Genomic DNA, 23852 nt, shown 5'->3' with positions numbered 1-23852 from the left:
CGCCGGATCACCGGATCACCACCCGCCCGCCGTCACACGCCGGACGGGAGGACCACACCACGGCCGGGCGGACGACGACCGAGCGGCACAGTCTCACACTCCTGAAGGCCGCGATCGCCCCGCAGACCGTGATCCCCCTCTTCCAGGCGGCCACCGACGGGAGGCCGCTGCCCTGCCCCGCCCCGCTGCACGACCGGGGCATTGGCGGTGAGCATGTCCAGCACTTCCTGGGCGGGGGCAGGTATGAAGAACCGCTCCGCGTCACCGCGCCCCGGGGCCTGGAGCGCGGTGACGAAGGGCCAGGGGATGCCGGGCGCGGTACGGGCCAGGCCGTGACCTCTCGTTCGGGCGCCGTCGAGCCGGGAGCGGTAGACGCTCGACGCCTCTGTCGCTGCGTGAGCAGGTCGTCGCGGGTCAGGACCCGGCGGCGCTGTCGCTGTCGGGGTGGAGGGGGAAGATCTGGTCGAGGCCGACGATGCGCAGGATGCGCAGCGTACGGGCGGGTACGGCGGCGAGCGCGATGTCCGCGCGGGCGCCGTGGGCATGGTTGCGGGCAGCGATCAGGGCGGTGATGCCACTGGAGTCGCAGAATTTCATGCTGCCCAGGTCCAGGATGAGGCGCTGGCCGGGCTGGAGGGTGAGCGTGCCGAGCAGTTCACGCAGTGTGGTGGCGTTCGTGTAGTCGAGTTCGCCGGTGATCGCCAGAATGGGACCGGTCGCAGCGTCTCGGGTGGTGATCTTCAGCGGGTTCATCGTGGGGTCTTCGTTGCCGGGCCGGGGGCGGGGACGCCGAGGGCGAGGAGGGCGGTGTCGTCGTCGAGGCCGTCGCCGAAGTCGTCCAGCAGGCCGGTCAGGGCCTGGATGACGGCATGGGGGGACTTGCCGGCGTGGCCGGCGGCGAAGGTGAGCAGGGCCTCGTCCCCGTACAGGGTGGCGCGGTCTTCACCGGTGCGGGCTTCGGTGAGGCCGTCGGTGTAGAGCAGGAGGGTGTCGCCGGGGGCGAGAACGGTGGCGGCGGTGGCGAAGTGCGCGTCGGGCAGGATGCCGACGAGGAGGCCGCCGGGAGTGGGCAGGAAGGCGGCCGTACCGTCGGCGCGCAGGACGAGGGCCGGGGGGTGGCCTCCCGCAGCGAGGCGGACGGCGACCTGCCCGGTCGCGGGGTCGGGTTCGAGGGTGCCGAAGACGGTGGTGCAGTAACGCGGGTCGCCGCTGCCGCTGTAGCGCTCGTGGAGCACTTTGTTGAGGGTGGACAGAGCGGAAACGGGGTCTGGATCGTGCAGGGCGGCGGCGCGCAGGGTGTAGCGCGTCAGTGAGGTGACCGCAGCTGCTTGGGGGCCTTTGCCGCACACGTCACCGAGGAAGAAGGCGAAGCGTTCGCCGTCGACGGGGAAGACGTCGTAGAAGTCGCCGCCGATCCGGTCGGGGGAGGCGGTGTGGTAGTGGGCAGCCGCCTCCATCCCGGGCACCGGCGGCAGGATGGCGGGCAGCAGTGACTGCTGGAGCACGGCCAGGGCGTCCTGCAACCTGGCGCGGTCGGCTTCCGCCTGTTTGCGGGCTTCTTCGGCCACTCTCCGGCCGCGCAGGAGTTCCTCCTCGTAGGCGCGGCGGTCCCGGGCGTCGAAGACAGTGGTGCGGACCAGCAGTGGCTCGCCGGTACTGCCGTACTTGACCACCGAGGAGACCAGTACCGGTATCCGGCCGCCGCCGGCCTGCTTGATTTCCAGGGCTATGCCGCCGATCTCGCCCTGCATCCGCAGCAGCGGCGCGAAGTGCGTCTCGTGGTACAGCTTGCCGCCCACGGTCAGCAGGTCGGTGAACCGCATCCGGCCCACCACCGCCTCCCGCTCCAGACCGAGCCAGCTCAGCAGCGTGGTGTTGACCTTCGCGATGGTGCCGTCCATCAACGTGGACAGATACCCGCACGGCGCGCTCTCGTACAGCTCGTCGACGCTGTCCTCCAGCAGCGCGGCGAACACCGCATCCGACGTTTTCCCGTCGTCGGCGTTGTGGGGGTCGGGTTGCTGGCCGGTACGGCACATCACCGCAGGCCCGCCAGGAAACCGGTGATCGCCTCATTGGTGACCTCGGGCGCGGACAGGTGCGGGCAGTGCCCGGTCGCATCGAGAGTGACCAGTTGTGAGCCGGGCACCGCCTGGTGAACGTAGGCGCCGACCTCCCGGGGAGCGATGACGTCCTGGGCGCATTCCAGTACCAGCGTCGGCACTTTCACCTTTTTCAGATCCTCCCTGGAGTCGGACAGGAACGTGGTGCGGGCGAAGACGCGCGCCATGTCCGGATCGGTCGCGCAGAAGCTGTTCCTCAGCTCCTCACCGAGCTCGGGCTGCTCCGCGTTCCCCATGATCACCGGTGCCATCACCGCCGACCAGCCCAGGAAGTTGGACTCCAGGGACTCCATCAGCTCGTCGATGTCCTGCGCGCTGAACCCGCCCCGGTAGCCGTCGTCGTCGATGTACCGCGGAGAGGGGGCGACCATGACCAGCGCCCCGATGCGCTCCGGAGCCATGCCCGCGGCCAGTACCCCGATCATCGCGCTGACCGAGTGCCCCACGAACACCGCATCGCGCAGGTCGAGGGCCTCGCACACCTCCACTGCGTCCTGGGCGTAACCGTCCAGGGAGGCATAGCGGTCCGCCGAGAACGCGGACAGATCCGAGCGGCCCGAACCCACGTAGTCGAACAGCACCACCCGGTAGTCCTCGACCAGGGCAGGCACCGTCAGCCGCCACATGTTCTGATCACAGCCGAACCCGTGAGCCAGCACGACCGCCGGCCCCTGCGGGTTGCCGATGACGGTGACGTTGTTCCTACGATCGATACTCATACCCACCAGTCTCTCAAGCTCCACTCACCACTCGGACACGACCCCGAGGTACCCAAGGCACCCCGGAGCAGGCCGTTCTCGAACGGCGGCCTGCCCGTCCCGGTGGATGTGGGATGAGCCGGCGCTGCGGGGCGTCGACGGCGTGAGCGAGGCCCAGGTGACCCCCGGCGCGCCGGGGGACTGGGAGCCCGCCCCCGGCCGGTGGCAGGAGACCGAGCTGCTGCTGTGGAAACCGCTGGCGGCGTGGTTCGGCGTCTGCCACCGCGTCCCGCCCGCGTGACGCCGTTCGGCCGGGCAACGGGACGAAGCTACTTCCCTGCGCGCATCAGCAGATGCCCCCGACGGAACCGTTCCCCTTCGCATGGCTCACGCAGCATCCGGCCGACCTCGGTGAAGCCGGCCCCACCGGCCAGCCCCGCGAGGTCGTCGACCGGCCATCGGTAGGCTGTCGCCACCTTGTGATCGAACGCCGTGGTCGGCTCACCTTCCGACTCGAAGAAGGCGAGCAGAAGAGTTCCGTCGGGCGCGAGTACCCGACGGAACTCGGCGAAGTACGAAGACACGTCCCGCGGTGGGACGTGAATGACCGAATACCAGGACACGATGCCCTGCAGCCGGCCATCGGCCAAGTCCAGGGCGTCCATGGAACCGACCTCGAACCGCAGGTCGGGGTATGTCTCGCGGGCGAGACCGATCATCACCGGCGACAGGTCGACGCCGAAGACGTCCAGTCCCAGATCCCGCAGGTGTGCTGTGACAGGCCCGGGACCGCATCCCAGCTCGGCGACGGGCCCGGATCCGGCGGCCCGCACAGTCTCGGCGAACGCGGCGAGCACCGCGCGGTCCAGCGGAAGAGTGTCGAGGTCGTCGCGGGGCAATTCGGCATAGCGAACGGCGACGGCATCGTAGGCATCGGCTGTCGCACGGTGATACGAGGAAAGTTCAGTCACAGGCGAGGACACTAGAGCGTTCCTGACGCTGACGACTGATTATCGGGCAGGTTCCACTGGTGACTGCTCGAAGCGACAGTGGCGCCACATGTCCCGCACGCGACAGTGCCCCTTACAACTGCCGCTTACGGCGGCGCTGAGCTGCACGAATCGGTCCCCGCTCGCCTCGCGCCACACGGTTGCCCCCGAGAAGCGATGTTCGCCGTCACGCACCCCGCCCCCTTGTCCCGCCGCTGATGTCACACGCCGGCCCACTCGCGGCACAAGTAGCGGCTGCCCGGGTCGAAGGCGGGCTCGGTCGTGCTCACGGTGGTGGAGGTGAGGTTCCCGTGCTCCTGGCACGGCCCACCGGGCAGGTTCAACAAGCGGGTCAACTGCCGGACGTGAGCCGCCCGCCGCGGTTGTCACGAGCGCCGGAACGCAGCGCAGGAGCGCACCACAGGACCGCCGCCGTCAGGACAGCCGCAACCATCGCCCCCAGCGCCAGTGCCTCCGGCCGCCAGCCCAGCGAGAGTCGGGTGCCCAGGGCGGTGAGTACGGCTGCGACCCGCCCCACGGCGTAGACCGGCGTCCTGGCTGCGGCAACCCGCAGCGCGACCGCCGCAGCCAGGCCGGTCGCAGTCCAGACGGCCAGATACGGCCAGACCGCCCCCGGAGCGACGGACGGCAGCCCGTATTCCTCGGGCCCTGTACGGAACAAGGCGCTCGCCCAGCCCAGGCCCACCCCGAGGACCGTGATGCCCACCACCCACGAGGCATGACGCCATAGCGGGCCAGGCCGCACATTCTCTTCGCAGCGGTCAGGGCCGGAGGAGTCGATGAGTTCAGTCACGCCCGGAAGGACGTGGTCCTGCGGCTGGGCGTTGCCCGGAGGAGGGGCGTGCAACCGATGTCTTCACGAGGCCCGGTGGACCTGTCGGTGCCGCGGGCCGGCGGGAACAACGAGGCAACGCCGGGGTTCCTGCCGGCCTCGGGGTGCCGGCTCCCGATGCCCGGCCGGCTGGACCCGTTCGCCGTCCGGGCCGGGACCGGCCCACAGGGCCCATGGGGCGGTGCTGTCAGTGTCCGGCCGTAGAGTAGATGACCTTCCTCGTTCCGGAGGCCTTGTGACCGCGTCCGCTCGCCTTGTCGCCACCTTTTCCGCCCCGTTTTCCTTCTCTCGCGCGGACGATGCTCCGTATCTGGAGTCCCGGCCCAGCGGACGGCGGATGGTGCAGCGTGGTGACACGGACGTGGTCGTGCGGGAGGTGGGCCGGACGGACGCTGCCTCGGAAGGAGGTCCAGAGGTCCGCTTCCCCGCGCCTTGGACGCGCCGGTTCGGCGGATGCGCGGTGGCGCCGGCCGGGGACCTGGTTGTCTTCGCAGGGTTGCACGCGCTGCGGGCGGTGGACCGGACGGGAGCGGTGCGGTGGGAGCTTCAACACCGCTGCTGGGCCGGCTGCGCGGGCCATGCCGCTTTCGACGAGTACGCGGACGACCGGGATCATCGGTACGCGGGCAGCGGATCGGCCGGCTTCTCGGCGGACGGCTCCTTGGTGTGGGCCCATACCAGGGGCCCGCTCGCGCAGCATCCGCCCGCCCGCGACGCCCGGGCGGAGGAATGGCTGGTCATAGATGCTGCCGACGGGAAGGTGCTCGCACGCGCCGATATGCGGACAGCGGCTGCCGGGTCGGTCCATGTGCCGCACCCTGATCCGCACCAGATGGGTCTGACCATCGGTGAAGGCCAGGACGGCTCCCCACTGAGATGGGGACGGTGGGACGGCCAGACGCTGTCGGTCGACTGCTTCGGAGACGAAGACCGCATATTGACGGCGGTGAGCCCGTCCGGCGGTCGACTGCTGACCGTCACGCACGACCAGGGCGTCCTCGCCGTGCACCGGGCCACCGATGGCTCGGTGGAAGCCGAACTGAGTGCTGACGCGGTTCCCGGGCACCCGGAGGCAGAGCCTGACAGCGATGACGCCGAGGTCTTCTTCGACTACGAGGGAGGATTCCTCAACGAGGACACGGCTGTGGTCGGCACGGCCGAAAGCGACGAGGAATTCGGCGCCGGCCGGCACTGGCTGATCGATCTCACCGGATGAGTGTGGCCGCACAGCTCACGTACCCCTTCCCGGTAGCCGGACTTCCCCAGGCCCCCGGTGACGGCACCTGGTACACGGCCTCCCCGACGGAGAACGCCATTCACGTCTGGACCCTGTGACCGACAGCTCTTGGCTCTCCCGCTGATCGTGCGCGGGCGACGGTGAACACGTTCCACGTGCCCAGCCGCGCCCGAACCCCGCGGAGTGGCGGGCGCCGGCTGCGGGGGCCGTGGCAGGCGGGACGAACCGGCTGCGCCGGAGCGTGCCGCCAAGACGCCGAGTGAGCGGTTCATGCAGTCGGACCGTCAAGCCTGTGGGAAACGGCGCGCACTGCCGACCGGCACGCCGCCGGGACGCGGCCACCGCCCATTGAGCCCCACCATCGGTACACCGGGCCTCAGGGGTACCGGACCGACGCCATGACGAGACCGAAGGATCCAGGATTTCCAGGACCTGGTGAAGGGAGGCGGCGCTCGAAATGCCGATACCCGAAAATGGTGCTCCCCACCGGTCGGTCCAGGAAGGCGCACGCCACGGCAGGCTCACTGCGCGTCCGCGCGCTGTGGAAGCGAAGCCGCAGCAGCCGGGCACGTACCGGACGGACAGGCAGGCCTTCCTGCGCGTGCCCCCGGCCCCGCCGCCGTATCGGCTGGCTCTCGTGCTCCACGGGGCCGGAGGGCCAGCCGAGCAGGCCCTGGAATGGCTGCGTCCGCAGACCGGAGCCGACGACCTCCTGCTCCTCGCGCCTCGGTCCTCCGGCTCCACCTGGGATCTGATCGTCGGCGGATACGGCCCGGACGTGGTCCGGATCGACACCGCGCTGGCCGGTGTGTTCCGGAGGTTTCCGGTCGGGGCGGCGGACGTGGCGATCGCCGGCTTCTCCGACGGCGCCTCCTACGCCCTTTCCCCGGGACTGACCAACGGCGATCTCTTGGGCGCGGTGCCCGCCTTCTCTCCCGGGTTCATGGCGCCCATGCTCCGTCATGGCCGGCCCCGCATCTTCGTCTCCCACGGCACGGAGGACCGGGTGCTGCCGATCGACCGGTGCGGCCGTGAAGTCGTCCGTACGCTCCGCGACGACGACTGTCCGGTCACCTACCGCGAGTTCGCCGGTGGCCACGACGTGCCCGCTGACGTAGCGGCAGAAGCCTTGCGATGGTGGAGCACCCCATGAGGCAGTGTCCACATCTCCCCGTGGCCCCATGGACGCGGAGTCCGGAAGCAGGCGGTGTGAGCCCGGCAACAAGTCGTAGCCACGGTGCCGGGGCCGCGGCCGCGAGGAATCCTCCTTCCTCCGCGGGCCGTTGAGGCATGCCGCGTTGACCCGGACGTCTGGAGGTTTCCACACCCCCCGCCACCCGAGGACAGCCGCAGCATGGTGCCGGCCCGGTGGCTGCACGGAGATCCCCGGGGCGAACGAGGCTTATGGCCGTCTCCGGCGGGCACGCGGACTTGGTACCCGAGGGTCGGGGCAGTGAACGGAAGGAGTTGCCGTGTCGTTCCTCTGGGCCATCATTGCGGGGCTCATCATCGGTCTGCTGGCGAAACTGGTCGTTCCCGGACGTCAGCCCATCCCCCTGTGGCTGACAGTCCTCCTCGGCGTCGTCGGCGCCGTCGGCGGCAACGCACTCGCCACCGCCTTCGGTGTGCGCGACACCGGCGGTATCGACTGGATCCGCCACATCTTCCAGATCGGTATCGCAGCGGTCCTCATCGCCTTCGTCACCCCCCTGTGGGCCCGACGGCACGCGTGACCCCTCAGGAGTACGGCCGGGGCGGCCGGCGTAGCAGTGGCTGCGCCGGCCGCCCCGGCCGTCAGTCGGATCAATGACCGTTCAGCGGTGGTACAGCCCCATGAGCGTGCCGCCGGCCGGCCGGCGCTTGTCCACGGCCGCGTGCACGTCGTCCGCCGTCGCGTTGTCGGGCAGGGGGACCGGCTCGGGAAGCGCGTAGATGCGGAAGAGGTACTTGTGCGCTTGATCGCCGGCCGGAGGGTTGGGTCCTCCCCAGCCGGGGTCCCCGTAGCCGTTGCGCCGCTCCTGGCCGCCGGGGGGTGTCTGGCCGGCCTCCACGCCGCCGCTCGCGGGATCGATGCCGGTGACGAGCCAGTGGACGAAGGTTCCCGTCGGAGCGTCCGGGTCCTCACACAGCAGTACCAGTTCGGCGGCGCCGTCGGGCACGCCCGACCAGATCAGGTCGGTGAGACGTTGTCGCCCTCCTTCGCACATCGGCGCGGGATGAAGGAGCCGTCGTTGAAAGCGGCACTCCTGAGCTCGATTCCAGCCATGCCGACGTCCTCCCCGGCAGGCAGGCCGCCCTGCGGAGCCGTCCCGCAGATGCACGCGTATGGCCCATCTGCGGCGGCCCTGACGTATGAGATGCCCGCGCCGGACCAGCGCCCGGGCTTCATCCCGTAGCGGGGCCGAGGTCGGGGGAGTCCGCGGCCCCCGGCTCGCTCACGAGGCCGTGGGGAGCGGCCGGGCCGTGGAGCGGAGCGCGGGCTTCGTCCTGCGGCAGACCGGTGCGGCGGCACGCCTCGTCCAGGTGCCCGCCCTCGCCCCGGTGTTGCTGCTCCGCCTCCGCCTGGAAGACGCGCTCGTACGTCTCCGAGCAGCCGGGCCGGCCGCGTCCGGGCCGGTCGGGATCGGCCTCGTCGGCGCCGCTGCTGGTTCCCGACCCGGCGGGCCATGACCGTGAGGCTCCTGCCGGCCCCCTGTACCTGCCACGGGCCGGGGCTCCAGCGGTTCAACCCCGGCACCACGCATGACCTCGACGGCCTCTGCCTCATGGACGCGACGCGGCACCGTGGACACCCCGGCCCGGAACAGGATCAGCAACCTGCCCGCCCTGCCCTTCAGGGCTTACGGGCGACGAGCCCCCACTGATCGACGGCTGTCGGGTGCTCCTGCGTCGGGCGCCAGAACGCGATGGACACGAAGCCCGGTTCGATCAGCTCCAGGCCCTCGGCGCACCCTGTGATCTCTTCTGGTTCCCGTACCAGGTAGGGCGGGTTGTCTCCCGAGTCGTACGCCTCCTGCGCAGCCAGTGTCTGCGGCGTCTTCACCGTGTCGCAGAGCACCAGGTAGCTCCCCGACGGCATCCGGGCCATGTACTGCTGGACCACCTTGATCCCGTCGGCCGGGGGCAGGTGCCCCAGGGTCGACAGCAGGAGCACCGCCACCGGCTCGGACAGGTCCAGCGTCTTCGCCGCCTCGTCGACCACCACGTCCGTGTCGGACAGGTCCGCATCCACGTAGGCCGTCCTGCCCTCCGGGGCGCTGGTCAGCAGCGCTGCGGCGTGAACCAGGACGATGGGGTCGTTGTCCACGTAGACGATCCGGGCATGCGGCGCAACGGCCTGTGCGACCTCGTGGGTGCTGTTCTCCACCGGAAGCCCTGTTCCCACGTCCAGGAACTGGTGCACTCCCAGGGTGGTGAGGTGGCGCACCGCCCGGGCCTGGAACGCACGCGATGCCTGCGCGATGCCGGCCATCTGCGGGTAGGCGGCCGTGACCGCGTCGGCCAGCTCCCGGTCCACCGGGTAGTTGTCCTTCCCGCCCAGCCACGCGTTCCACACCCGCGCGGAATGCGGTATGTCCGACCGTATCTGCTTGCGGAACTCAACGTCGTCAGAGGTCATCAAATTCTCCTACTCGCTGTGCAGGTAGCGCAGTTGGCCATAGGCCGGCGGGTCGCGCTCACGGGCATGACCGTACCCTTGCCGATGTGGGAAGTCGCTCGGCCCCCGGACATGAGGCCGTCTTCGACGAGTTCGGCATGAACTGCGCGGAACTGCGCAGTTCATGGCTCACCTGTTCCACCACACCGGCGCAGGAACGGCCTCACGCTGCGTCGGCAGCCGCGGGTGGCCCAAGAAGCGCGCTCCCGGCGAAAGCGCGGCGAAATGGCCCGGCGAACGGTCCCACTCAACCGCCAGATCTCACCCCCACCCCGCCATCGCGGGGCACCGACCGCATGATGAGTGCTGCCGCGAGCAAGGCCGGCGATCGGGTGCGGTACCCCGCCCCCCTGAGCGGAGTCCGCATCCACTGCGGTCTCCGCGCTCGAAGGGCGCGGCCGGAGCATGGCGATCGCGGCGCAAGGAACCGTTGCAGAGGTGGGTGGTCCAGTCCCGCAGGCGGCGCCAGGCCGTACCCCCGGAGCGACCCGCCCCCTGACGCGGCACATCGTGCCATGTCACACCTGTGTGCGGGCCAAAGATGATGCCCGCCCACGCGATGCGGTCGCACGTTCCGGTGTCGTCCTGCACGCCGATGCCGATGCCGGTTCTCCCGGCCGGTGTGCAGTTCGCCCAGACGTACTCGGGCCTGCGGGCACCGGGGCGCTGACGTACGTCGAGCAGCAGGCGGACGTCTGCGTGTCGCAGTCGTCGCGAGAGGGGATCGCCGCCGAGGCCGTGGACGCCGATGGTCACCATTCCGAGCACAGATGATCACTCGTCCCCCTGCTGCGAGGCCGCATTACGCGACGGCGGTCGCGGCGATCTCCGCCTCCGTCGCGCCGATGGCATCGGGCAACCGCTCAGAGAGCACCCGCTTCAGCAACGCCGGATCCGCCGACGGAGCCGGCACTGCATCGGGCACCGGATCGGGAAGACAGCGCCAGGGCTGCGGAACGGCGCCCTCGACCAGGATGAGCGCCCCAGGGTGCGGGGTGCCGATGCCGGACTCCACGGCGGGGCTTTGCCCGAGCAGGCGGAGCACGGTCTTCCCGTCCGGCGATATCTCCGCTGTGAACGAGATGTCGCCGACAGCGGCGTCCGCGAGCGCGCTCTGCACCCGCTCCACCGCCTCCATCTCGTCCCGCATGTCCTCGACCTGGGCGGCCCGGCCGGGCGGTGGCATCCGTCGCCGCAGAGGCAGACTCCAGCCCCCTCGGCCGACGCGTCCCGCCACGCGGATGCACGGGGCGGCCCGCTCCATCGCCCCGCTGTCCCGCAGAAGCCGCAGTACGGGCTCCCAGGTCGCGAAGTCGTACACCGAGGGCGAGGGAGGGTTCTGATCAACCATGCACAGACCGTACGCGGGACCACTGACACCGAAGCCGGCCGCGCCTCGCACCACTCCAGGACGGCAACGGCATTCAGCGCGACCGACCAGAACGCTCCCGGGTCGGCTGCGGCGCTCGGCCGCAGTCTTTCTGCGGGCGCCCTCCTTGATGCTTGCCGACCAGCGTGCTGATTTGCCAACTGCTCCGTCGTCACACCCGATCTCCTCCCGCAGCGCCTCCACCGCCTTGCCCTTCTCCACCGCCTTGCTCCCCTCCACCGGCTCAGTACCCGAAAGCAGGTTCTGGCTCAGGCGGCACTTCCCCGGTGGGGAGGGGTACGGCAGGACAGAGGGCCTGATGGACTTGACGCATGACGACACTGCCACGCCGCCTCCTGCACGCGCTCGACCGGTTCAACGCCGCTCACCCCTGGGACCACAACGCCCATTACCACCGGTGGATCCTGCGTCAGCTTCCCGGGCGCTTCGACAAGGCCCTGGACATCGGCTCCGGCAGCGGTGACCTGGCCAGGCTCCTGGCCGCACGCGCCAAGGCGGTGCATGGAATCGACTCCGATCCCGCAATCGCAGCCCGGGCACAGGAGTTGACCCCTGCGGCCGCCCCGGTGACCTTCACTGCCGCAGACGCGCTGACCGGAATCCCCGCTGATTCCTACGACGTCATCACCTGCGTCGCCACCATCCACCACCTTCCGTTCACCGAGGCTCTCACCCACTTCCGTCGGCACCTGGCACCCGGAGGGACTCTGGTCGTCGTCGGCCTCTGGCGTGCGCAGACCCCCGTCGACCATCTGCTCGGCACCATCGCCATCCCGCTGAATGCCGCCACGGGCTGGATCAAGAACAAGGGCCGAACAGCACCCCGGCCGGTCTCGATGACCGCACCAACCCGTCCACCAGCCATGACCTTTCCCGACATCGTCACCACAACCCGACACGCACTGCCCGGTGCACGGCTGCGCCGCCGGCTGTTCTGGCGCTACACGCTGACATGGCGTCAGGTCTGAGCGGCAGAGGACCCAGGACGCAGAAGCCGGGCCGGCACCGCCTCCGTCACTCTGGCGGGGTGCCTGACGGGGGAGCCGCAGCCGATGGCGGGCGGCTGGGACTGAAGCGTCGGGAAGAAGGGAATGCTGTGCCGATGAAGGCAGGGGTGGGGCGCGTCGCCGTGCTGACGGTCGGGGTCGCCCTCGCCGTCGGCGGATGTTCGTCGGACACGCGGGACGGTGACGGTTCGGCGGGACCCGCAGCGAGCGCTTCGAGGTCAGCCGCGCCGAGGTCCACCGCGCCGGACCGGGCGCTGGTGAAATGGGCCGATCGGATGTGCGAGGCCACCCAGCTCTTCGAGACGATGAAGACGGACAGCGCCGGCGAGGTCAAGGAAATCACAGACCCACCCGAGGACGCGCTGATCGCACCCGAGTTCATCGCCGTGGGCTACCTGCAGGGCGCATCGTCCTCCCCCGACGAGGTCACGCAGGCACTCGCCAACGTGCGGCCGTCGGGCATCGCCGCCGCGGACCGGCTGCACGACAGCCTGGCCAAGGAGATCGGGAGGATCCAGCCGAAGGTCGCCGAGCTGACCGGCTCCAGCGCGTTCACCAGTCCCGCGGAGGACTCGGTCGATCGGGCCGAACGTGTCGGCAGGCTGATCGAGTCCTTGAAGATGCCCAAACCCGGCCTGCCGACCGTGGCCGCCAAGGAGCCGAAGCTCTCGGCCGCCTACCGCGCCGCGCCCAAGTGCGCCCCGCCCGAGCCGCTGCCCGGAGCCGCAGACGGCACGGACGCCGGCGCCTGCAAGGACGGGGCCTGCGGGATCCTGGTGACGAAGCAGGTGGACGTCGTGGTCGGCGTATGGAAGTTGCGTGTGTCGTTGACGAAGACCAAGGCCACAGTGCGCAATAGCGGGCCCAAGGGGGGCGTGGGGGAGGTCGGGCTGGGCGCCGGCGGAACCGGGTCATTCGGCGAAGCGGGCGGCGGCAAGGTCACCGTCAAAGCCGTCGCCGTCAATGAGGACGGCGCCGTACTGAAGTTCAGCACGAAGTGACACGCTCGCGCTGATCAGCGCGGCGGCCACCACGAAAGCGCCCCGCTGCCCTGCTCCACCACTTCAAGCGTCTCGCCGTCCGCGGGGAGCGCCGTCCCGCGCTCCACGGCGCCTTCGTCTCCCTCACCCGCAGCCTCATCTGCTGGCGGTGCCTCGGAAAACCCGCCCGTGACCGCGCTACGCGCTCCAAGCCGTCCCGGACCTCAGGGAGACACGGCCTTGGCTCGTCGGTGTGCGGGCGGACCCGACCGCGAGCCGGGCGGCCGGGTCACGCCGGGTTTGCGGGGGTGTGCTTTTCCTGGGATGCGAGGACTGCGGACATGTTGGCTTCGATATGGCCGATGAAGGCCATGAGGTGATCGGCCGTGGTCTCACCCAGGGGCGTGAGGGAGTAGTTGACGCTCGGGGGCATGGCGGTGAGAACCTCGCGGCTGACGAAGCCGTCGCGTTCCAGGGCCTGGAGTGTCTGGGCGAGCATTTTCTCGCTGACCCCGTCGACGCGCCGGCGCAGGGCGTTGAAGCGCGCGGGCCCCTTGCGCAGGCCCGCGAGGACCAGGACGCCCCAGCGGCCCGTGAGGTGGTCCAGTACCTGACGGGAGGGGCAGTGCTTGGCGAAGACGTCGAACTCCAGCGCAGCTGCCCGACGCTCGTCCTCGGTGGACAACTCGTTCATGAATGCCTCCTTCACCTTCACGTTACCCCGAACACAGCACGGTGTAAAAGTTTGCACTAACTTTTAGTTAGTGTACTGTCGGTGGAGCCGCCGGGATGCCACCCGGCCTCGCCCCCAGTACGCGAAGGAATCCGTCATGATCGTTGTCACCGGTGCCACAGGACAGTTCGGCCGCCAGGTCATCGAGCACCTGCTCCAGCGCGGTGTGCCCGCCGGCCAGATCGCCGCGGCGGTGCGCACCCCCGCCAAGGCGGCGGACCTCGCCGCCCTGGGCGTCGACATCCGCCTCGCCGACTACGAGAGGCCCGAGACCCTCCTGACCGCCTTCGCCGGTGCCGACAAGCTCCTGCTCGTTTCCTCGACCGGCCCGGACGACACCCGCATCGTCCAGCACCGCGCGGCCGTCGACGCCGCGGCCAAGACCGGCGTCGGCCTGATCGCCTACACCTCGGTCACCGGAGCCCCCACCAACCCGCTGGGTCTGGCGCGAGTGCACCGCGACACCGAGCAGGCCATTGACGACTCCGGCCTGCCCGCGGTGCTGCTGCGCAACGGCTGGTACACCGAGAACTACACCGCGACCCTCCCCGACGCCGTCGCGCGCGGCGCCATCGCGGGCAGCGCGGGCCAGGGCCGGATCGCCTCCGCCACCCGCGCGGACTTCGCCGAAGCCGCCGCCGTGGTTCTCACCCGTGACGACCAGGCCGGAAAGGTCTACGACCTCACCGGTGACGCTGCCTGGTCGCTGCCGGAGCTGGCCGCCGAGAGCGCCGCGCAGTCCGGCAAGCCGGTCGCCTACGCGGACCTGCCCGCCGAGCAGTACCGGCAGATCCTCACCGGGGCCGGTCTGCCCGGCTTCGTCACCGACCTGATCGTCGACGCCGACGTGCAGGTCTCCCAGGGCGCACTGGCCGGTGTCACCACCGACCTGAGCGGACTCCTGGGGCGGCCGACCACACCGCTGTCCACCGCCGTCACCCAGGCCCTTGCGGCCTGACACCCGCCGCACAGCGCAACACCCCCGCCACCCGCACAGACGCAAGGAACAACACGACCATGCGCGTAGAGATCTGGGGCGACGTCGTCTGTCCCTGGTGCTACATCGGCACCACCCGCTTCGAAAAGGCCCTGGCCGGCTTCGACCACCGCGACCAGGTCGAAGTCATCCACCGCTCGTTCGAACTCGACCCCGGACACGACAAGGCGCACGTCGAACCGGTGCACAAAATGCTGGCCGACAAGTTCGGCCCCCGGGGCCCCGGCATGGACCAGCAGGTCGCGAGAACAGCGGCCGGCGAAGGGCTCGCCTACCGCACCGACCGCCAGGTCGGCAGCACCCTGGACGCCCACCGCCTCCTGCACCTCGCCAAGGCGCACGGTCGCCAGCACCCACTGCTGTCCCTGATGTTCGAGACCTACTTCGCCCAGGCCCGGACCCTCTTCACCCATGACGCCCTCCTCCACCTCGCCACCCGCGCCGGACTGGACCAGAACGACGCACGCGGCGTTCTCGACGACCCGGACGCCTACCTCGACGCGGTACGCGCCGATGAGCGGGAAGCCGCCCGGCTCGGAGCCACCGGTGTCCCCTTCTTCGTCATCGACCGCCGCTTCGCCCTCTCCGGGGGCCGGCCTGCCGAGGCATTCGCCCAGGTCCTGAGCACCGCGTGGTCCGAGCGCCCCCTCGCCCCGGCCGCACCGTCCGGGGCCGTGTGCGGGCCGGACGGCATCTGCGAGGTCCCGCACCCGGACGCGTGACCAGGGCGCGCCCGGTACCGGAGCGGTCTCTCTTCGGGGGCGGGGACCTCGGAGCCGGACCAGCGCTACGTGCCTGCCACCCGCCAGGCCGCCACTGGCTTCGTCCACTTCTGGCAGCGGTTGCGGATCCTGGGCCCGGTGGATGCTCACGAGAAACAGCAGCAGGCGGGGCGGTCGCAGGGCCTTGGTCATCGAGGCGGCCCCGGTGGGGCATGCCGTTACCGTGCTCCTGTGACTGGTTCTGCGCAGCGCCCGCTGCTGTTCCTCGATGTCGACGGGCCGCTCATCCCGTTCGGTGCGATGCCCCAGCGGTATCCGAACTGGGCGACGGGTCCTGATCCGCTTGGCGCCGAGGCGAACCCGCTCCTGACCAGGATCAGTCCCGAGCACGGGCCCCGGCTGGCGGCGCTTTCGCGCGAGATGGCCTGGGCGACGACATGGATGGCTGACGCGAACGAGTGCGTCGCCCCCCGCATCGGTCCGCTGCGGTTGGCGGTGGTGGTCTGGCCGGAGCCGTCCGACACCGATGACCAGGACGAGCGGAACGGACTGCACCGGAAGACCCGCGCGCTTGTCGAATGGGCGGCGGGGCGCCCGTTCGTCTGGGTCGACGACGAGGTCACCGACACCGACCGGGTCCGGGGCGCTGCCCACCACCAGGAGCACGCCCTGCTCCATCGTGTCGATCCCCGCCGTGGTCTGGTCGACAGCGACTATGCGGCTCTCGAATCGTGGCTGCGACGGCTGGTCTGATACTCGACCGGAGAACGTGGAGAGGCCGCGCGAAGGCCCCGGCGACAGTGCAGGGGACGGCACGCGCCCGGTGAGGGTGGCGAGCCGTCGAGACGGCACCCGCGGGGGCCGGCTGCCCGTGGCGGGTGCTTCGGCTCGCGCCCGGGTGCCGGCGAGGCGGTGGGAATCGGTACCGGTCTCGATGATGGTGCCGTTGAACGTGAGACGGCCGACCGTGGCTCCGTGAAGCCGGGGGACCGGTGAAGGTCTTGGTCCGGCCGTCGAAGGGCTCGCTGGTCGAAGGACTCGTTGGAGGCGATGGCGACGCTGTTCTTCTTCCCGCCTCCGGTCAGCACCTGGAAGAGGAGTTCGGCTCCCGCTGGGTCCCGGTGTCCAGTACGAACCGGATCCCGCACAGAGCCCGCCGGTCCGGCGCCCGTCCGCGGCCGGCTCCGGACCCGGCAACGTCCCCCACGGCCCTTCGTCTGTCGCTGCCAGGTGGTGCGTGCCCGGCAGGGCAGGTGTAGAGAGGAGGTGTGCTGCAGCGGTTCGTCGGTCTTCGCCGGTCGGCGCGAGCGGGTTACGCGATGGTGGCCATCCCGATCGCGCTGATGGTGGCGGTTGCCGTGATCGACGTTCTCGCACCGCCCGATATCCACCTGGGTCCTCTGCTGGTCGCGGCCCCGGCGATCACCGCGTCGTTCGCAGGCCCCCGGCTGACGGGGCTGGTCGGCGCCCTCGCAGTGGTCACTCAGGCGATCATCGCGGTGCTGCGCGACCACGACGAGTTGTTCTCGGCGAACCACCAGGCACAGATCGCCGCCCTGGTCCTGGTCGGATCGAGCCTTGTGATCTTCTGCGTACTGCGGGAGCGCCGCGCCAGAGAACTGACGCAGGTGAGGTACGTGTCCGAGACCGCCCAGCGCGTCGTCCTGCGGCCGCTGCCCAAACGGATCGGACCGCTGCGAGTCGCCTCCCTCTATCTCGCCGCCGAGGCCGAGGCCGAGATCGGCGGCGACCTGTATGCGGCGGCACGCACCGGTTCCGGCACCCGGCTGATGGTCGGCGACGTACGGGGCAAAGGCATGACCGCGGTCGGTGACGCCGCCCTGCTGCTCGGCGCGTTCCGGGCCGCAGCCCACCGCCAGGCGACCCTGGCCGAACTGGTCACCTATCTCGACGGAAGCGTGTGCTGGGACCTGGCCGAACCCGGGGAGACGAACGAGACCGGGGAGACCTTCATCACCGCGGTCATCCTGGACATCCCCGATCAGGACAGCAGGGTCGACATGATCGACTGCGGGCACCCACCGCCTGTTCTGCTGCGCAACGGCCGTGCCATGACGATCGACGCCTACCAGCCCGCGCCCCCGCTGGGTCTGGGCGAACTGGTGCGCCGTCGCTACCACGTCGACGCGTTCAAGTTCGAGGTGGGAGACCTCCTGCTGCTGTACACGGACGGGGTCGTCGAGGCCCGTGACTCCACTGGCGCCTTCTATCCACTCACCGAGCGAATCGCGGGCTGGACCGGGAGCGACCCCGACGCGTTCCTGCGTCGCCTCCAGCGTGATCTGCTCGACCACGTCGGCGGACAGCTGGGCGACGACGCCGCCATGATCGCGATTGGGCGCACACCCGCGTCTCAGGCGTGATCGCCTCGGCCGGACGCTCGGCGAACCGCCGTACCACCGGGGCCGGTCCCGCAGCGACTTGTTCGAGCGGGGGCTGCATCTCCTCGTTCGGAGCAAGGAGGGAAGCGCGGCGACAAGAGCTGAGTGCGCCCCGGCGGCTCCGTTCCTCCCCCTCGGCGCATCTTTGCCGCCATGTTTGTTGCGTGCTTTGCGATGCCAGGTAGAAACGTTTCTGCGTTCTCGTACGCAGCCCGCTCGTCCCACGTCTCCTTCTTGACGGACTTCATGGGACGCAGCACATGCGCCCGACCACTTCCGAATTTGCATTAGATCCTATTTTCTCTGATGGCCTTGTCGCGGCATCGATGTGTACCGGTAGCTATTGCATACGCCCGCTCCTTCGTTCCGGGCTTCCGATGAGCCCTGGACAGGGCGGTTGCGGACCGGCTTCCGGTGCGCAGCCGGCCGGGGAGACGGCCGTGACACCTGTAGGTGAGGAGAAGTCATGAAGAAGGCTTACGAAGCACCGACACTCGCCCGGCTCGGGACGTTCCGGAAGAAGACCGGACTGCTGCAGCGCTCCGGCAACGACCGGCTGATCCTGAGCAAGAACTGACGGCCGAGACCCTGATCCGACGTCATGACTGAGTCGCACGAGAGTGCGGGGGCGGACCCCGGCGACGCGCACTTCACGGTCTTCACCGACCGTGAGGACGCGGCCGTCGTGGCCCGCTCCCTCTCCCTCCCCGGAACACGGATCCTGAAGCACGCCTCGGGCCGGCCCTGGCTGGTGGGGCAGTGGCACGACCAGGAGATCGTCACCGCGCGCGCCGGCCACACGGCCCTCGCCGTCATCGGCTGCTGCCCGATCGACGCCGCGGAGCTCGAACGGCATGCGGCGCGACTGCGCGATCTCGCCGGACTCGACGCACTGGCCCGTTCCCTTCCCGGGAGCTTCCACCTCGTCGCCGCGCTCGACGGGCGGCTCAGGGTGCAGGGCACCGCGTCCGGTCTCCGGCTGGTCTTCCACGCCCGCGTCGGCGGAACGCAGGTGGCCGCCACCCGCGCCGACGTACTCGCCGCCGCTCTCGGCACCGGCCCGGACGAGGAGCAGCTGGCCGTCCGACTGCTGTGGCCGGTTCCCCATCCGCTCGCCGAGGCGCCCATGTGGCGGGACATCACCGCGGTCTCCCCGCACGACGCGCTGATCGTCGCGGCGGACGGGCGGACCGTACGCCACTCGCGCTGGTGGACACCGCCGGAGCCGGTGCGCACGCTCGCCGACGGCGCGCCCCTCGTCCGTGAAGTCCTCGCCGAAGCCGTCGACGCCCGTACGCGCCAGGGGGGCGTGGTCAGCTGCGACCTGTCCGGCGGTCTCGACTCCACCTCCGTCTGTTTTCTGGCCGCGCGGTCACCGGCCCGCGTGGTGGCGAGCACCTGGCCGGGGCGCGATCCCGCCGACACGGATCTGTACTGGGCGGAACAGGCCGCCCGGTCCCTGCCGGACGTCGAGCACGTCGTCTGGGACGCCGGCGCCTCGCCGCTGGTCTACGACAACCTGCTCGGCATCGACGACCTGCTGGACGAACCGACCATCGGCGTCATGGACCGCTCGCGGGTCCTGCACCACCTGCCCGCCCTGGCCGAGCGCGGCAGCCGGCTGCACCTGACCGGCATCGGGGGCGACCACGTGGCCTGGTGCTCCGAGGCGTACTACCACCGGCTGCTGCGTACCCGCCCGCTGTTCGCCGTCCGCCAGCTGCGCGGCTTCCGGGCCCTGTGGCAGTGGCCGCTCGCGGACACGGCACGTGCGCTGGCCGATTCGCGGCCGTACGGGAAGTGGCTGGCCGACTCCGGCGGTCGCCTGCGGGACCCCGCGCCCGCCACCGTCAGCACCGGTCTCGGCTGGGGCATGCCACCTCGCCTCTTCGACTGGGTCACCCCCGACGCCGAACGGGCGGCCCGGCGGGCGCTGCGCGAGGCCGCCGCGCACGCGGTCCCGCTCCACCCGGACCGCGGCCTGCACACCGACCTCGAACAGATCCTTTCCTGCACCCGCGTCCTCCGCCAGTGGGACCGGATGGCGGCCCGGGCCGGGGTGCCGATGGCATCGCCGTTCCTCGACGACCGGGTGATCGAGGCATGCCTCGCGGTCCGCCCGAGCGAGCGCGTCACGCCCTGGCGGTACAAGCCCCTCCTGACCGCCGCCATGAGCGGGATCGTGCCGGACGCGTGCCTGCGGCGCACCAACAAGGCCGCCGCGTCCATGGACGCCGCCAACGGACTGCGCGAACACCGCGCCGACCTGCTGGCGCTCTGGGAGGGCTCGCGGCTGGAACAGCTCGGACTGGTCGACGGCGCGGCCCTGCGCCGGCTGGCCCAGCGGCCGGGCACACCCGGACTGCGCGACGCGATCCTCTACTCGACCATCGCCGCCGAAGTGTGGCTGCGCGGCCTCGACCGGACGGCCGGGCGCAGGACGCCCACGTCCTCATGACCACAGCTCCCAGCGGAAGGGCACACGCATGGCACTGAAGTTCGGCGTCGACGTCTCCACTGCCGAGACCGACTACGGCACGGTTCTCCTGGACGAACGCGCCGGGGAGTACTGGGAGCTGAACCCCACCGCCACCCTGGTGGTCGACACGCTGATGGCGGGCGGCGACGAAGCCGACGCGGTCGCCGCGCTCACCGACGCGTTCGACATCACCCCCGAGCGGGCGAGACAGGACGTCGACGCCCTCGTCCAGCAACTGCGGACCTCGGGGCTGGCCCGATGACGACACCCAGCGCACTGGACAGGCCCTCCGGGGTCCCCTTCGCGCGGCGGCTGACCGCCCGTGCCGTCCTGCTCCCCGCCGTCGCGCTCTCCCTCCTGCCGCCCCGCCGGATCCGTGCCGTACTCGGCCTCGTCCGCCGGGGGGCCGCGCCGGCCACCGCCGCACAGGCCAAGAACGCCCGGGACGCGATGTGCGCGGTGAGTCTGCGCTGCGCCGGTCCGAAGGGCTGCCTGCCGCGTTCCCTGGGCGCGGCGCTCCTGTGCCGCCTCTCGGGGACCTGGCCGGCCTGGTGCACGGGGGTGAGCATGGTGCCGCCGTTCACGGCACACGCCTGGATCGAGGCGGACGGCCGGCCCGTGGGCGAGGGCGTACCCGACGACTATTTCACCCGGCTGGTGACGGTCGCCCCCGCGATCCGACCGGACCGATGACCGGCACCGGCCCGGACCGTGCCCGGCCGGGGGCCGGGGACGACCGCTCCACCCGGGCCGCGGTCGCCACCATGTACCGGTTGACCACCGGGCACCGGGCCTCCGTCGCCGCCGCCACCGCGCTCACCCTGGTCGGCTCCGCCCTGGGACTCGCCCAGCCGCTCGTCGCCAAACACGCCGTGGACGCGAGCGGGCGGGGACAGGTGCTGTGGCCGCTGCTGCTGCTCCTGGCCGCGCTGTTCGTCACCGAAGCGGCGACGGGCGCGGTGGGCCGCTTCGTCCTGGAGCGCATGGGCGAAGGCGTCGTGCGGGGGCTGCGCCACAGTCTGGTGGCGCGGCTGCTCCGGCTGGAGATGAGGGAGTACGGCCGGCACCGCAGCGGCGACCTCATCTCCCGGGTCACCGCCGACACCACCCTGCTGAGGGAGGTCGTGTCCCAGGCACTGGTCGACCTGGTGACGGGGGCCCTCGTCGCGGCGGGCGCCATCGTCCTCATGGTGTGGATCGACCCGCTGCTGCTGCTCCTGGTCGCCCTCACGGTGGCCGCCGCCGCCGCGGTCGTCGTTTCGCTGCTGAAGGGCATCCGGGCGGCGTCCGAACGTATGCAGGACTCCGTCGGCGCGATCGCCGCCGACCTGGAACGCGCGCTCGGGGCCCTCCCGATGGTCCGGGTCCACCGCGGCGAGGACCGCGAGGCGGCCCGCATCGGGGTACGCGTCGAAGCGGCCCACGCCGCGGGCGTACGGACCGCGAAGCTCGCGTCGGTGATGAGCCCGGCGGTCGAACTCGCCGTCCAGGGTTCCTTCTTGACCGTCCTGGTGATCGGCGGCCTGCGGGTCGACGGCCGCACGAACTCCCTCGGCGACCTGGTCGCCTTCCTGCTGTACGCCTCCTACCTGGTGCTGCCGTTGTCGTCGGTCTTCCGCGCGGTCGGCCTCATCCAGCGAGGCATGGGCGCCCACCAGCGCATCGAGCAGGCGCTGTCCCTGCCCGCGGAGCCCTCGCAGCGGGAGACACCGCCTGTCCGGGTACGTACGCGCGAACCGGTCCGGCAGACCGCCCCGCGCGAGGAACCCGTCCTCACCCTGCGGGACATCGGCTTCGGCTACGTCCCGGACCGGCCGGTGCTGCGGGGTCTGTCCTTCAGCGTCGCGCACCGGCAGCAGGTCGCCCTGGTCGGCCAGTCGGGTGCCGGAAAGAGCACGGTCTTCGCCCTGGTGTCCAGGTTCTACGAACCGGATTCCGGAGTCCTGCTGTTCGACGGCCTGCCCGCCACCGGACTGAGCCGCGCCGCATGCCGGGAACGCATCGCCGTCGTCGACCAGAACACCCACGTCGTCCACGGCACGCTGCGCGACAACATCACCTACGCCGTGCCCGACGCCACCGAGGCCGAGGTACGGCGCGTCGTCGAACTCGCCCGGCTCGAAGGTGTCGTACGGCGACTGCCGGGCGGCCTGTCAGGAGTGCTCGGCGAACGCGGCGGCACCCTCTCGGCGGGAGAACGCCAGCGTGTCGCCCTGGCCCGCGCCCTGCTTGCCCGCCCCGCGCTCCTCCTGCTCGACGAGCCCACCTCCCACCTCGACACCGTCAACGAAACGGCGCTCACCACAGTGATGAGGGACGTCACCCGGGAGTGCTCCGTGCTGGTGATCGCACACCGGCTCTCCACGGTGCAGCACGCCGACCGGATCGTCGTACTGGACGACGGCCACACCGCCGCCTGCGGACGCCACGAGGAACTGCTCACCAGCAGCCCCGCCTACCGCGAACTGGCCGCCGGACAGATGCTCCGCCCGGCCGGCCCCCGGACCTCCACCGTCACGCCCGCCCGTACCCGCCCCCGCCACCCCCTGTGAAACCGGCGCGCAACACGCGCCCCGGGAAGGGGCCGGAGCGTCGCGCGAGCACGACGGCGGGTGCGCGGCGGTTCAGCGCCATGGTTGGCCGAAGCCCGCTTCGGACCACTGCGACAGCCCACCGTCACCAGCTCCAGCCGTCCCGACCACACCGTCCAGACCCGGACCCTCCGTGCCTGCCTGCGTCGGCGTAACGCGAACGCCCGGCACCGCGACGTCCTGGCCGCCGAACGCCGAGAACGCGCCCGCATCCGCGGCGAGAAACGCATCCGCTGGTGCGGAGGTCCCCCAAGACCGCAGCCTGAGCCGGCCGGCGACCCGATGAGGCCACAGGACCAGCAAGTCGAGTGGGGGCGAAGAAGAGCCGGACAGGCGGTCCTGGTACCGGACGGGGCCTCAACGCCACGCGTGGCGGATCTTCAGCCGTCCGAACCCCATGACCGCGGAGATCCGGATTCTCGGCCCGCCGTGGCGGGAGCTCCGCCGGACCTTGCAGAGCGTGTCCTTCCACCCGGTGTGCAGGCCTTCGGTGTCGACGATCGCGTCGCGAGGCACCGTGATCCTGGCCCTGCCGGTGCCGAGTTGCAACTCGATGTCGGCTGTTGGGTGTTCGATGACGGCTCGGGACATGTCGAGGTGCACTCCTCCGAATGCGGACTCGACCTTGAGGATCCGAGGTACCCGCCATGCGCCGCGCCGCCGGATCCGCCCGCCGGCGGCGGCAATCGTGGACGTGGTGCCGGCGTTCTTCTCCGGGAACGAGGCCAGAGGCGACAGGAGCTCGCTGCCTGTCCTGGCGGTGAGGACCTGGGCGAGGGCTTCGTCCAACTCCTCGTGTGAGATGTGCCCTTCGGCGTACGCCTCCTGCAGGCGCTGCACGGCCGTGTCGCGGTCGTCTTCGCTGATCAGTGACGGTGGGTCTTCCGGCAGAGAGGTCACCGTCTCAGTCCAGTGCCGTGCCGACGATGCGGACACGCCAAGTTCCTTAGTGAATAAGGCGATTGACGGGAAGGCAGATCGCTCGTCTTCACT

25 protein-coding genes and 3 pseudogenes are annotated in these 23852 nt (G+C 70.8%); 17 read left to right on the top strand and 11 right to left on the bottom strand.

The window, feature by feature from the left end:
* Window positions 1-414: 414 nt before the first annotated feature.
* Genes BN1555_RS01390 through BN1555_RS01380 form a run of 3 tightly spaced genes read right to left on the bottom strand, consistent with a single transcriptional unit; the run spans window position 415 to window position 2842 of the window.
* Window positions 415-753 (bottom strand): STAS domain-containing protein, encoded by a 339-nt coding sequence (locus BN1555_RS01390; protein ID WP_093797128.1) that lies wholly within the window; start codon window positions 751-753, stop codon window positions 415-417.
* Window positions 750-2039, bottom strand: a complete 1290-nt coding sequence (locus tag BN1555_RS01385) for a PP2C family protein-serine/threonine phosphatase (protein ID WP_093797126.1) — start codon at window positions 2037-2039, stop codon at window positions 750-752. The genes BN1555_RS01390 and BN1555_RS01385 overlap by 4 nt, the downstream gene beginning before the upstream one ends.
* On the bottom strand, window positions 2039-2842 hold the full coding sequence (locus BN1555_RS01380; protein WP_093797124.1) for an alpha/beta fold hydrolase: 804 nt from the start codon (window positions 2840-2842) through the stop codon (window positions 2039-2041). The genes BN1555_RS01385 and BN1555_RS01380 overlap by 1 nt, the downstream gene beginning before the upstream one ends.
* Before the next feature lie 106 nt (window positions 2843-2948).
* Between BN1555_RS01380 and BN1555_RS38760 the strand changes: the two genes are divergently transcribed.
* A complete protein-coding gene (locus BN1555_RS38760) occupies window positions 2949-3122 on the top strand; it encodes a hypothetical protein (protein ID WP_176709911.1) in 174 nt (57 codons plus the stop codon).
* A gap of 28 nt (window positions 3123-3150) precedes the next feature.
* Here the strand turns inward: BN1555_RS38760 and BN1555_RS01375 are convergent, their stop codons facing one another.
* Entirely contained in the window at window positions 3151-3792 is a 642-nt protein-coding gene (locus BN1555_RS01375; protein ID WP_093797122.1) for a class I SAM-dependent DNA methyltransferase, read from the bottom strand.
* Between the two features lie 370 nt (window positions 3793-4162).
* Entirely contained in the window at window positions 4163-4540 is a 378-nt protein-coding gene (locus BN1555_RS01370) for a hypothetical protein (protein WP_255305817.1), read from the bottom strand.
* A gap of 583 nt (window positions 4541-5123) precedes the next feature.
* On the opposite strand from BN1555_RS01370, the gene BN1555_RS01365 reads away from it, so the two are divergent.
* From BN1555_RS01365 to BN1555_RS01355, 3 genes are all read left to right on the top strand, one after another.
* The gene (locus BN1555_RS01365; protein WP_255305816.1) at window positions 5124-5879 is read left to right on the top strand and encodes a hypothetical protein; all 756 of its coding nucleotides are present in this window, start codon (window positions 5124-5126) and stop codon (window positions 5877-5879) included.
* 562 nt (window positions 5880-6441) lie between these two features.
* Window positions 6442-7053, top strand: a complete 612-nt coding sequence (locus tag BN1555_RS01360) for an alpha/beta hydrolase (RefSeq protein ID WP_093797120.1) — start codon at window positions 6442-6444, stop codon at window positions 7051-7053.
* 319 nt (window positions 7054-7372) lie between these two features.
* Window positions 7373-7633, top strand: coding sequence for a GlsB/YeaQ/YmgE family stress response membrane protein (locus BN1555_RS01355; protein WP_093797118.1), 261 nt, complete (start codon window positions 7373-7375; stop codon window positions 7631-7633).
* Window positions 7634-7714: 81 nt separating this feature from the next.
* Here BN1555_RS01355 and BN1555_RS01350 read toward each other — a convergent pair.
* Window positions 7715-8166: pseudogene (locus tag BN1555_RS01350) on the bottom strand (YbhB/YbcL family Raf kinase inhibitor-like protein).
* 197 nt (window positions 8167-8363) lie between these two features.
* On the opposite strand from BN1555_RS01350, the gene BN1555_RS01345 reads away from it, so the two are divergent.
* Window positions 8364-8570 carry a hypothetical protein gene (locus BN1555_RS01345; RefSeq protein WP_093797116.1) on the top strand — a complete coding sequence of 69 codons (207 nt, stop codon included), beginning with the start codon at window positions 8364-8366 and terminating at the stop codon, window positions 8568-8570.
* 163 nt (window positions 8571-8733) lie between these two features.
* On the opposite strand, the gene BN1555_RS01340 is transcribed toward BN1555_RS01345, so the two are convergent.
* Together BN1555_RS01340 and BN1555_RS01335 are read right to left on the bottom strand one after the other, a co-directional pair.
* Window positions 8734-9519 (bottom strand): SAM-dependent methyltransferase, encoded by a 786-nt coding sequence (locus BN1555_RS01340; protein WP_093797114.1) that lies wholly within the window; start codon window positions 9517-9519, stop codon window positions 8734-8736.
* Between the two features lie 841 nt (window positions 9520-10360).
* Window positions 10361-10909, bottom strand: a complete 549-nt coding sequence (locus BN1555_RS01335) for a hypothetical protein (RefSeq protein ID WP_141662794.1) — start codon at window positions 10907-10909, stop codon at window positions 10361-10363.
* A gap of 350 nt (window positions 10910-11259) precedes the next feature.
* Here BN1555_RS01335 and BN1555_RS01330 point away from each other — a divergent pair, with 350 nt between their 5' ends.
* On the top strand, window positions 11260-11916 hold the full coding sequence (locus tag BN1555_RS01330) for a class I SAM-dependent methyltransferase (protein ID WP_093797110.1): 657 nt from the start codon (window positions 11260-11262) through the stop codon (window positions 11914-11916).
* A gap of 134 nt (window positions 11917-12050) precedes the next feature.
* The gene (locus tag BN1555_RS01325) at window positions 12051-12956 is read left to right on the top strand and encodes a hypothetical protein (protein ID WP_141662793.1); all 906 of its coding nucleotides are present in this window, start codon (window positions 12051-12053) and stop codon (window positions 12954-12956) included.
* A gap of 268 nt (window positions 12957-13224) precedes the next feature.
* Here the strand turns inward: BN1555_RS01325 and BN1555_RS01320 are convergent, their stop codons facing one another.
* Entirely contained in the window at window positions 13225-13629 is a 405-nt protein-coding gene (locus BN1555_RS01320; protein WP_093797106.1) for a winged helix-turn-helix transcriptional regulator, read from the bottom strand.
* A 136-nt stretch (window positions 13630-13765) separates the two neighbouring features.
* Here BN1555_RS01320 and BN1555_RS01315 point away from each other — a divergent pair, with 136 nt between their 5' ends.
* The 3 genes from BN1555_RS01315 to BN1555_RS01305 all read left to right on the top strand — a co-directional run bounded on the left by BN1555_RS01315 (window position 13766) and on the right by BN1555_RS01305 (window position 16140).
* Window positions 13766-14626: an SDR family oxidoreductase gene (locus tag BN1555_RS01315; RefSeq protein WP_093797104.1), complete on the top strand. Its 861-nt coding sequence runs from the start codon at window positions 13766-13768 to the stop codon at window positions 14624-14626.
* 59 nt (window positions 14627-14685) lie between these two features.
* Window positions 14686-15387 carry a DsbA family oxidoreductase gene (locus BN1555_RS01310; RefSeq protein ID WP_093797102.1) on the top strand — a complete coding sequence of 234 codons (702 nt, stop codon included), beginning with the start codon at window positions 14686-14688 and terminating at the stop codon, window positions 15385-15387.
* 231 nt (window positions 15388-15618) lie between these two features.
* Entirely contained in the window at window positions 15619-16140 is a 522-nt protein-coding gene (locus BN1555_RS01305) for an HAD domain-containing protein (RefSeq protein WP_093797100.1), read from the top strand.
* A gap of 129 nt (window positions 16141-16269) precedes the next feature.
* Here the strand turns inward: BN1555_RS01305 and BN1555_RS39945 are convergent.
* Window positions 16270-16496 (bottom strand): annotated as a pseudogene (locus BN1555_RS39945) (AAA family ATPase); the annotation flags it as partial.
* 210 nt (window positions 16497-16706) lie between these two features.
* Here BN1555_RS39945 and BN1555_RS01295 point away from each other — a divergent pair.
* The 7 genes and pseudogenes from BN1555_RS01295 to BN1555_RS39940 form a co-directional block, all read left to right on the top strand.
* On the top strand, window positions 16707-17771 hold the full coding sequence (locus tag BN1555_RS01295; protein WP_093803092.1) for a PP2C family protein-serine/threonine phosphatase: 1065 nt from the start codon (window positions 16707-16709) through the stop codon (window positions 17769-17771).
* A 484-nt stretch (window positions 17772-18255) separates the two neighbouring features.
* Window positions 18256-18366: a keywimysin-related RiPP gene (locus BN1555_RS37785; protein WP_107081052.1), complete on the top strand. Its 111-nt coding sequence runs from the start codon at window positions 18256-18258 to the stop codon at window positions 18364-18366.
* 24 nt (window positions 18367-18390) lie between these two features.
* A complete protein-coding gene (locus BN1555_RS01290) occupies window positions 18391-20247 on the top strand; it encodes a lasso peptide isopeptide bond-forming cyclase (RefSeq protein ID WP_093797098.1) in 1857 nt (618 codons plus the stop codon).
* 28 nt (window positions 20248-20275) lie between these two features.
* A complete protein-coding gene (locus tag BN1555_RS01285) occupies window positions 20276-20530 on the top strand; it encodes a lasso peptide biosynthesis PqqD family chaperone (protein ID WP_093797096.1) in 255 nt (84 codons plus the stop codon).
* The gene (locus tag BN1555_RS01280) at window positions 20527-20961 is read left to right on the top strand and encodes a lasso peptide biosynthesis B2 protein (RefSeq protein ID WP_093797094.1); all 435 of its coding nucleotides are present in this window, start codon (window positions 20527-20529) and stop codon (window positions 20959-20961) included. The genes BN1555_RS01285 and BN1555_RS01280 overlap by 4 nt, the downstream gene beginning before the upstream one ends.
* A complete protein-coding gene (locus tag BN1555_RS01275) occupies window positions 20958-22820 on the top strand; it encodes an ABC transporter ATP-binding protein (protein ID WP_093797092.1) in 1863 nt (620 codons plus the stop codon). The genes BN1555_RS01280 and BN1555_RS01275 overlap by 4 nt, the downstream gene beginning before the upstream one ends.
* Window positions 22821-22910: 90 nt before the next feature.
* A pseudogene (locus tag BN1555_RS39940) lies at window positions 22911-23102 on the top strand (IS630 family transposase); the annotation flags it as partial.
* 114 nt (window positions 23103-23216) lie between these two features.
* Here BN1555_RS39940 and BN1555_RS01265 read toward each other — a convergent pair.
* Entirely contained in the window at window positions 23217-23759 is a 543-nt protein-coding gene (locus tag BN1555_RS01265) for a DUF1707 SHOCT-like domain-containing protein (RefSeq protein ID WP_093803090.1), read from the bottom strand.
* Between the last annotated feature and the right edge of the window lie 93 nt (window positions 23760-23852).

This window comes from Streptomyces sp. Wb2n-11 (genome assembly GCF_001049855.1).
Taxonomy (GTDB): domain Bacteria; phylum Actinomycetota; class Actinomycetes; order Streptomycetales; family Streptomycetaceae; genus Streptomyces; species Streptomyces altiplanensis.
The sequence above is the reverse complement of the archived record's forward strand: the minus strand, read 5'-3'. Positions and strand labels throughout refer to the sequence as shown.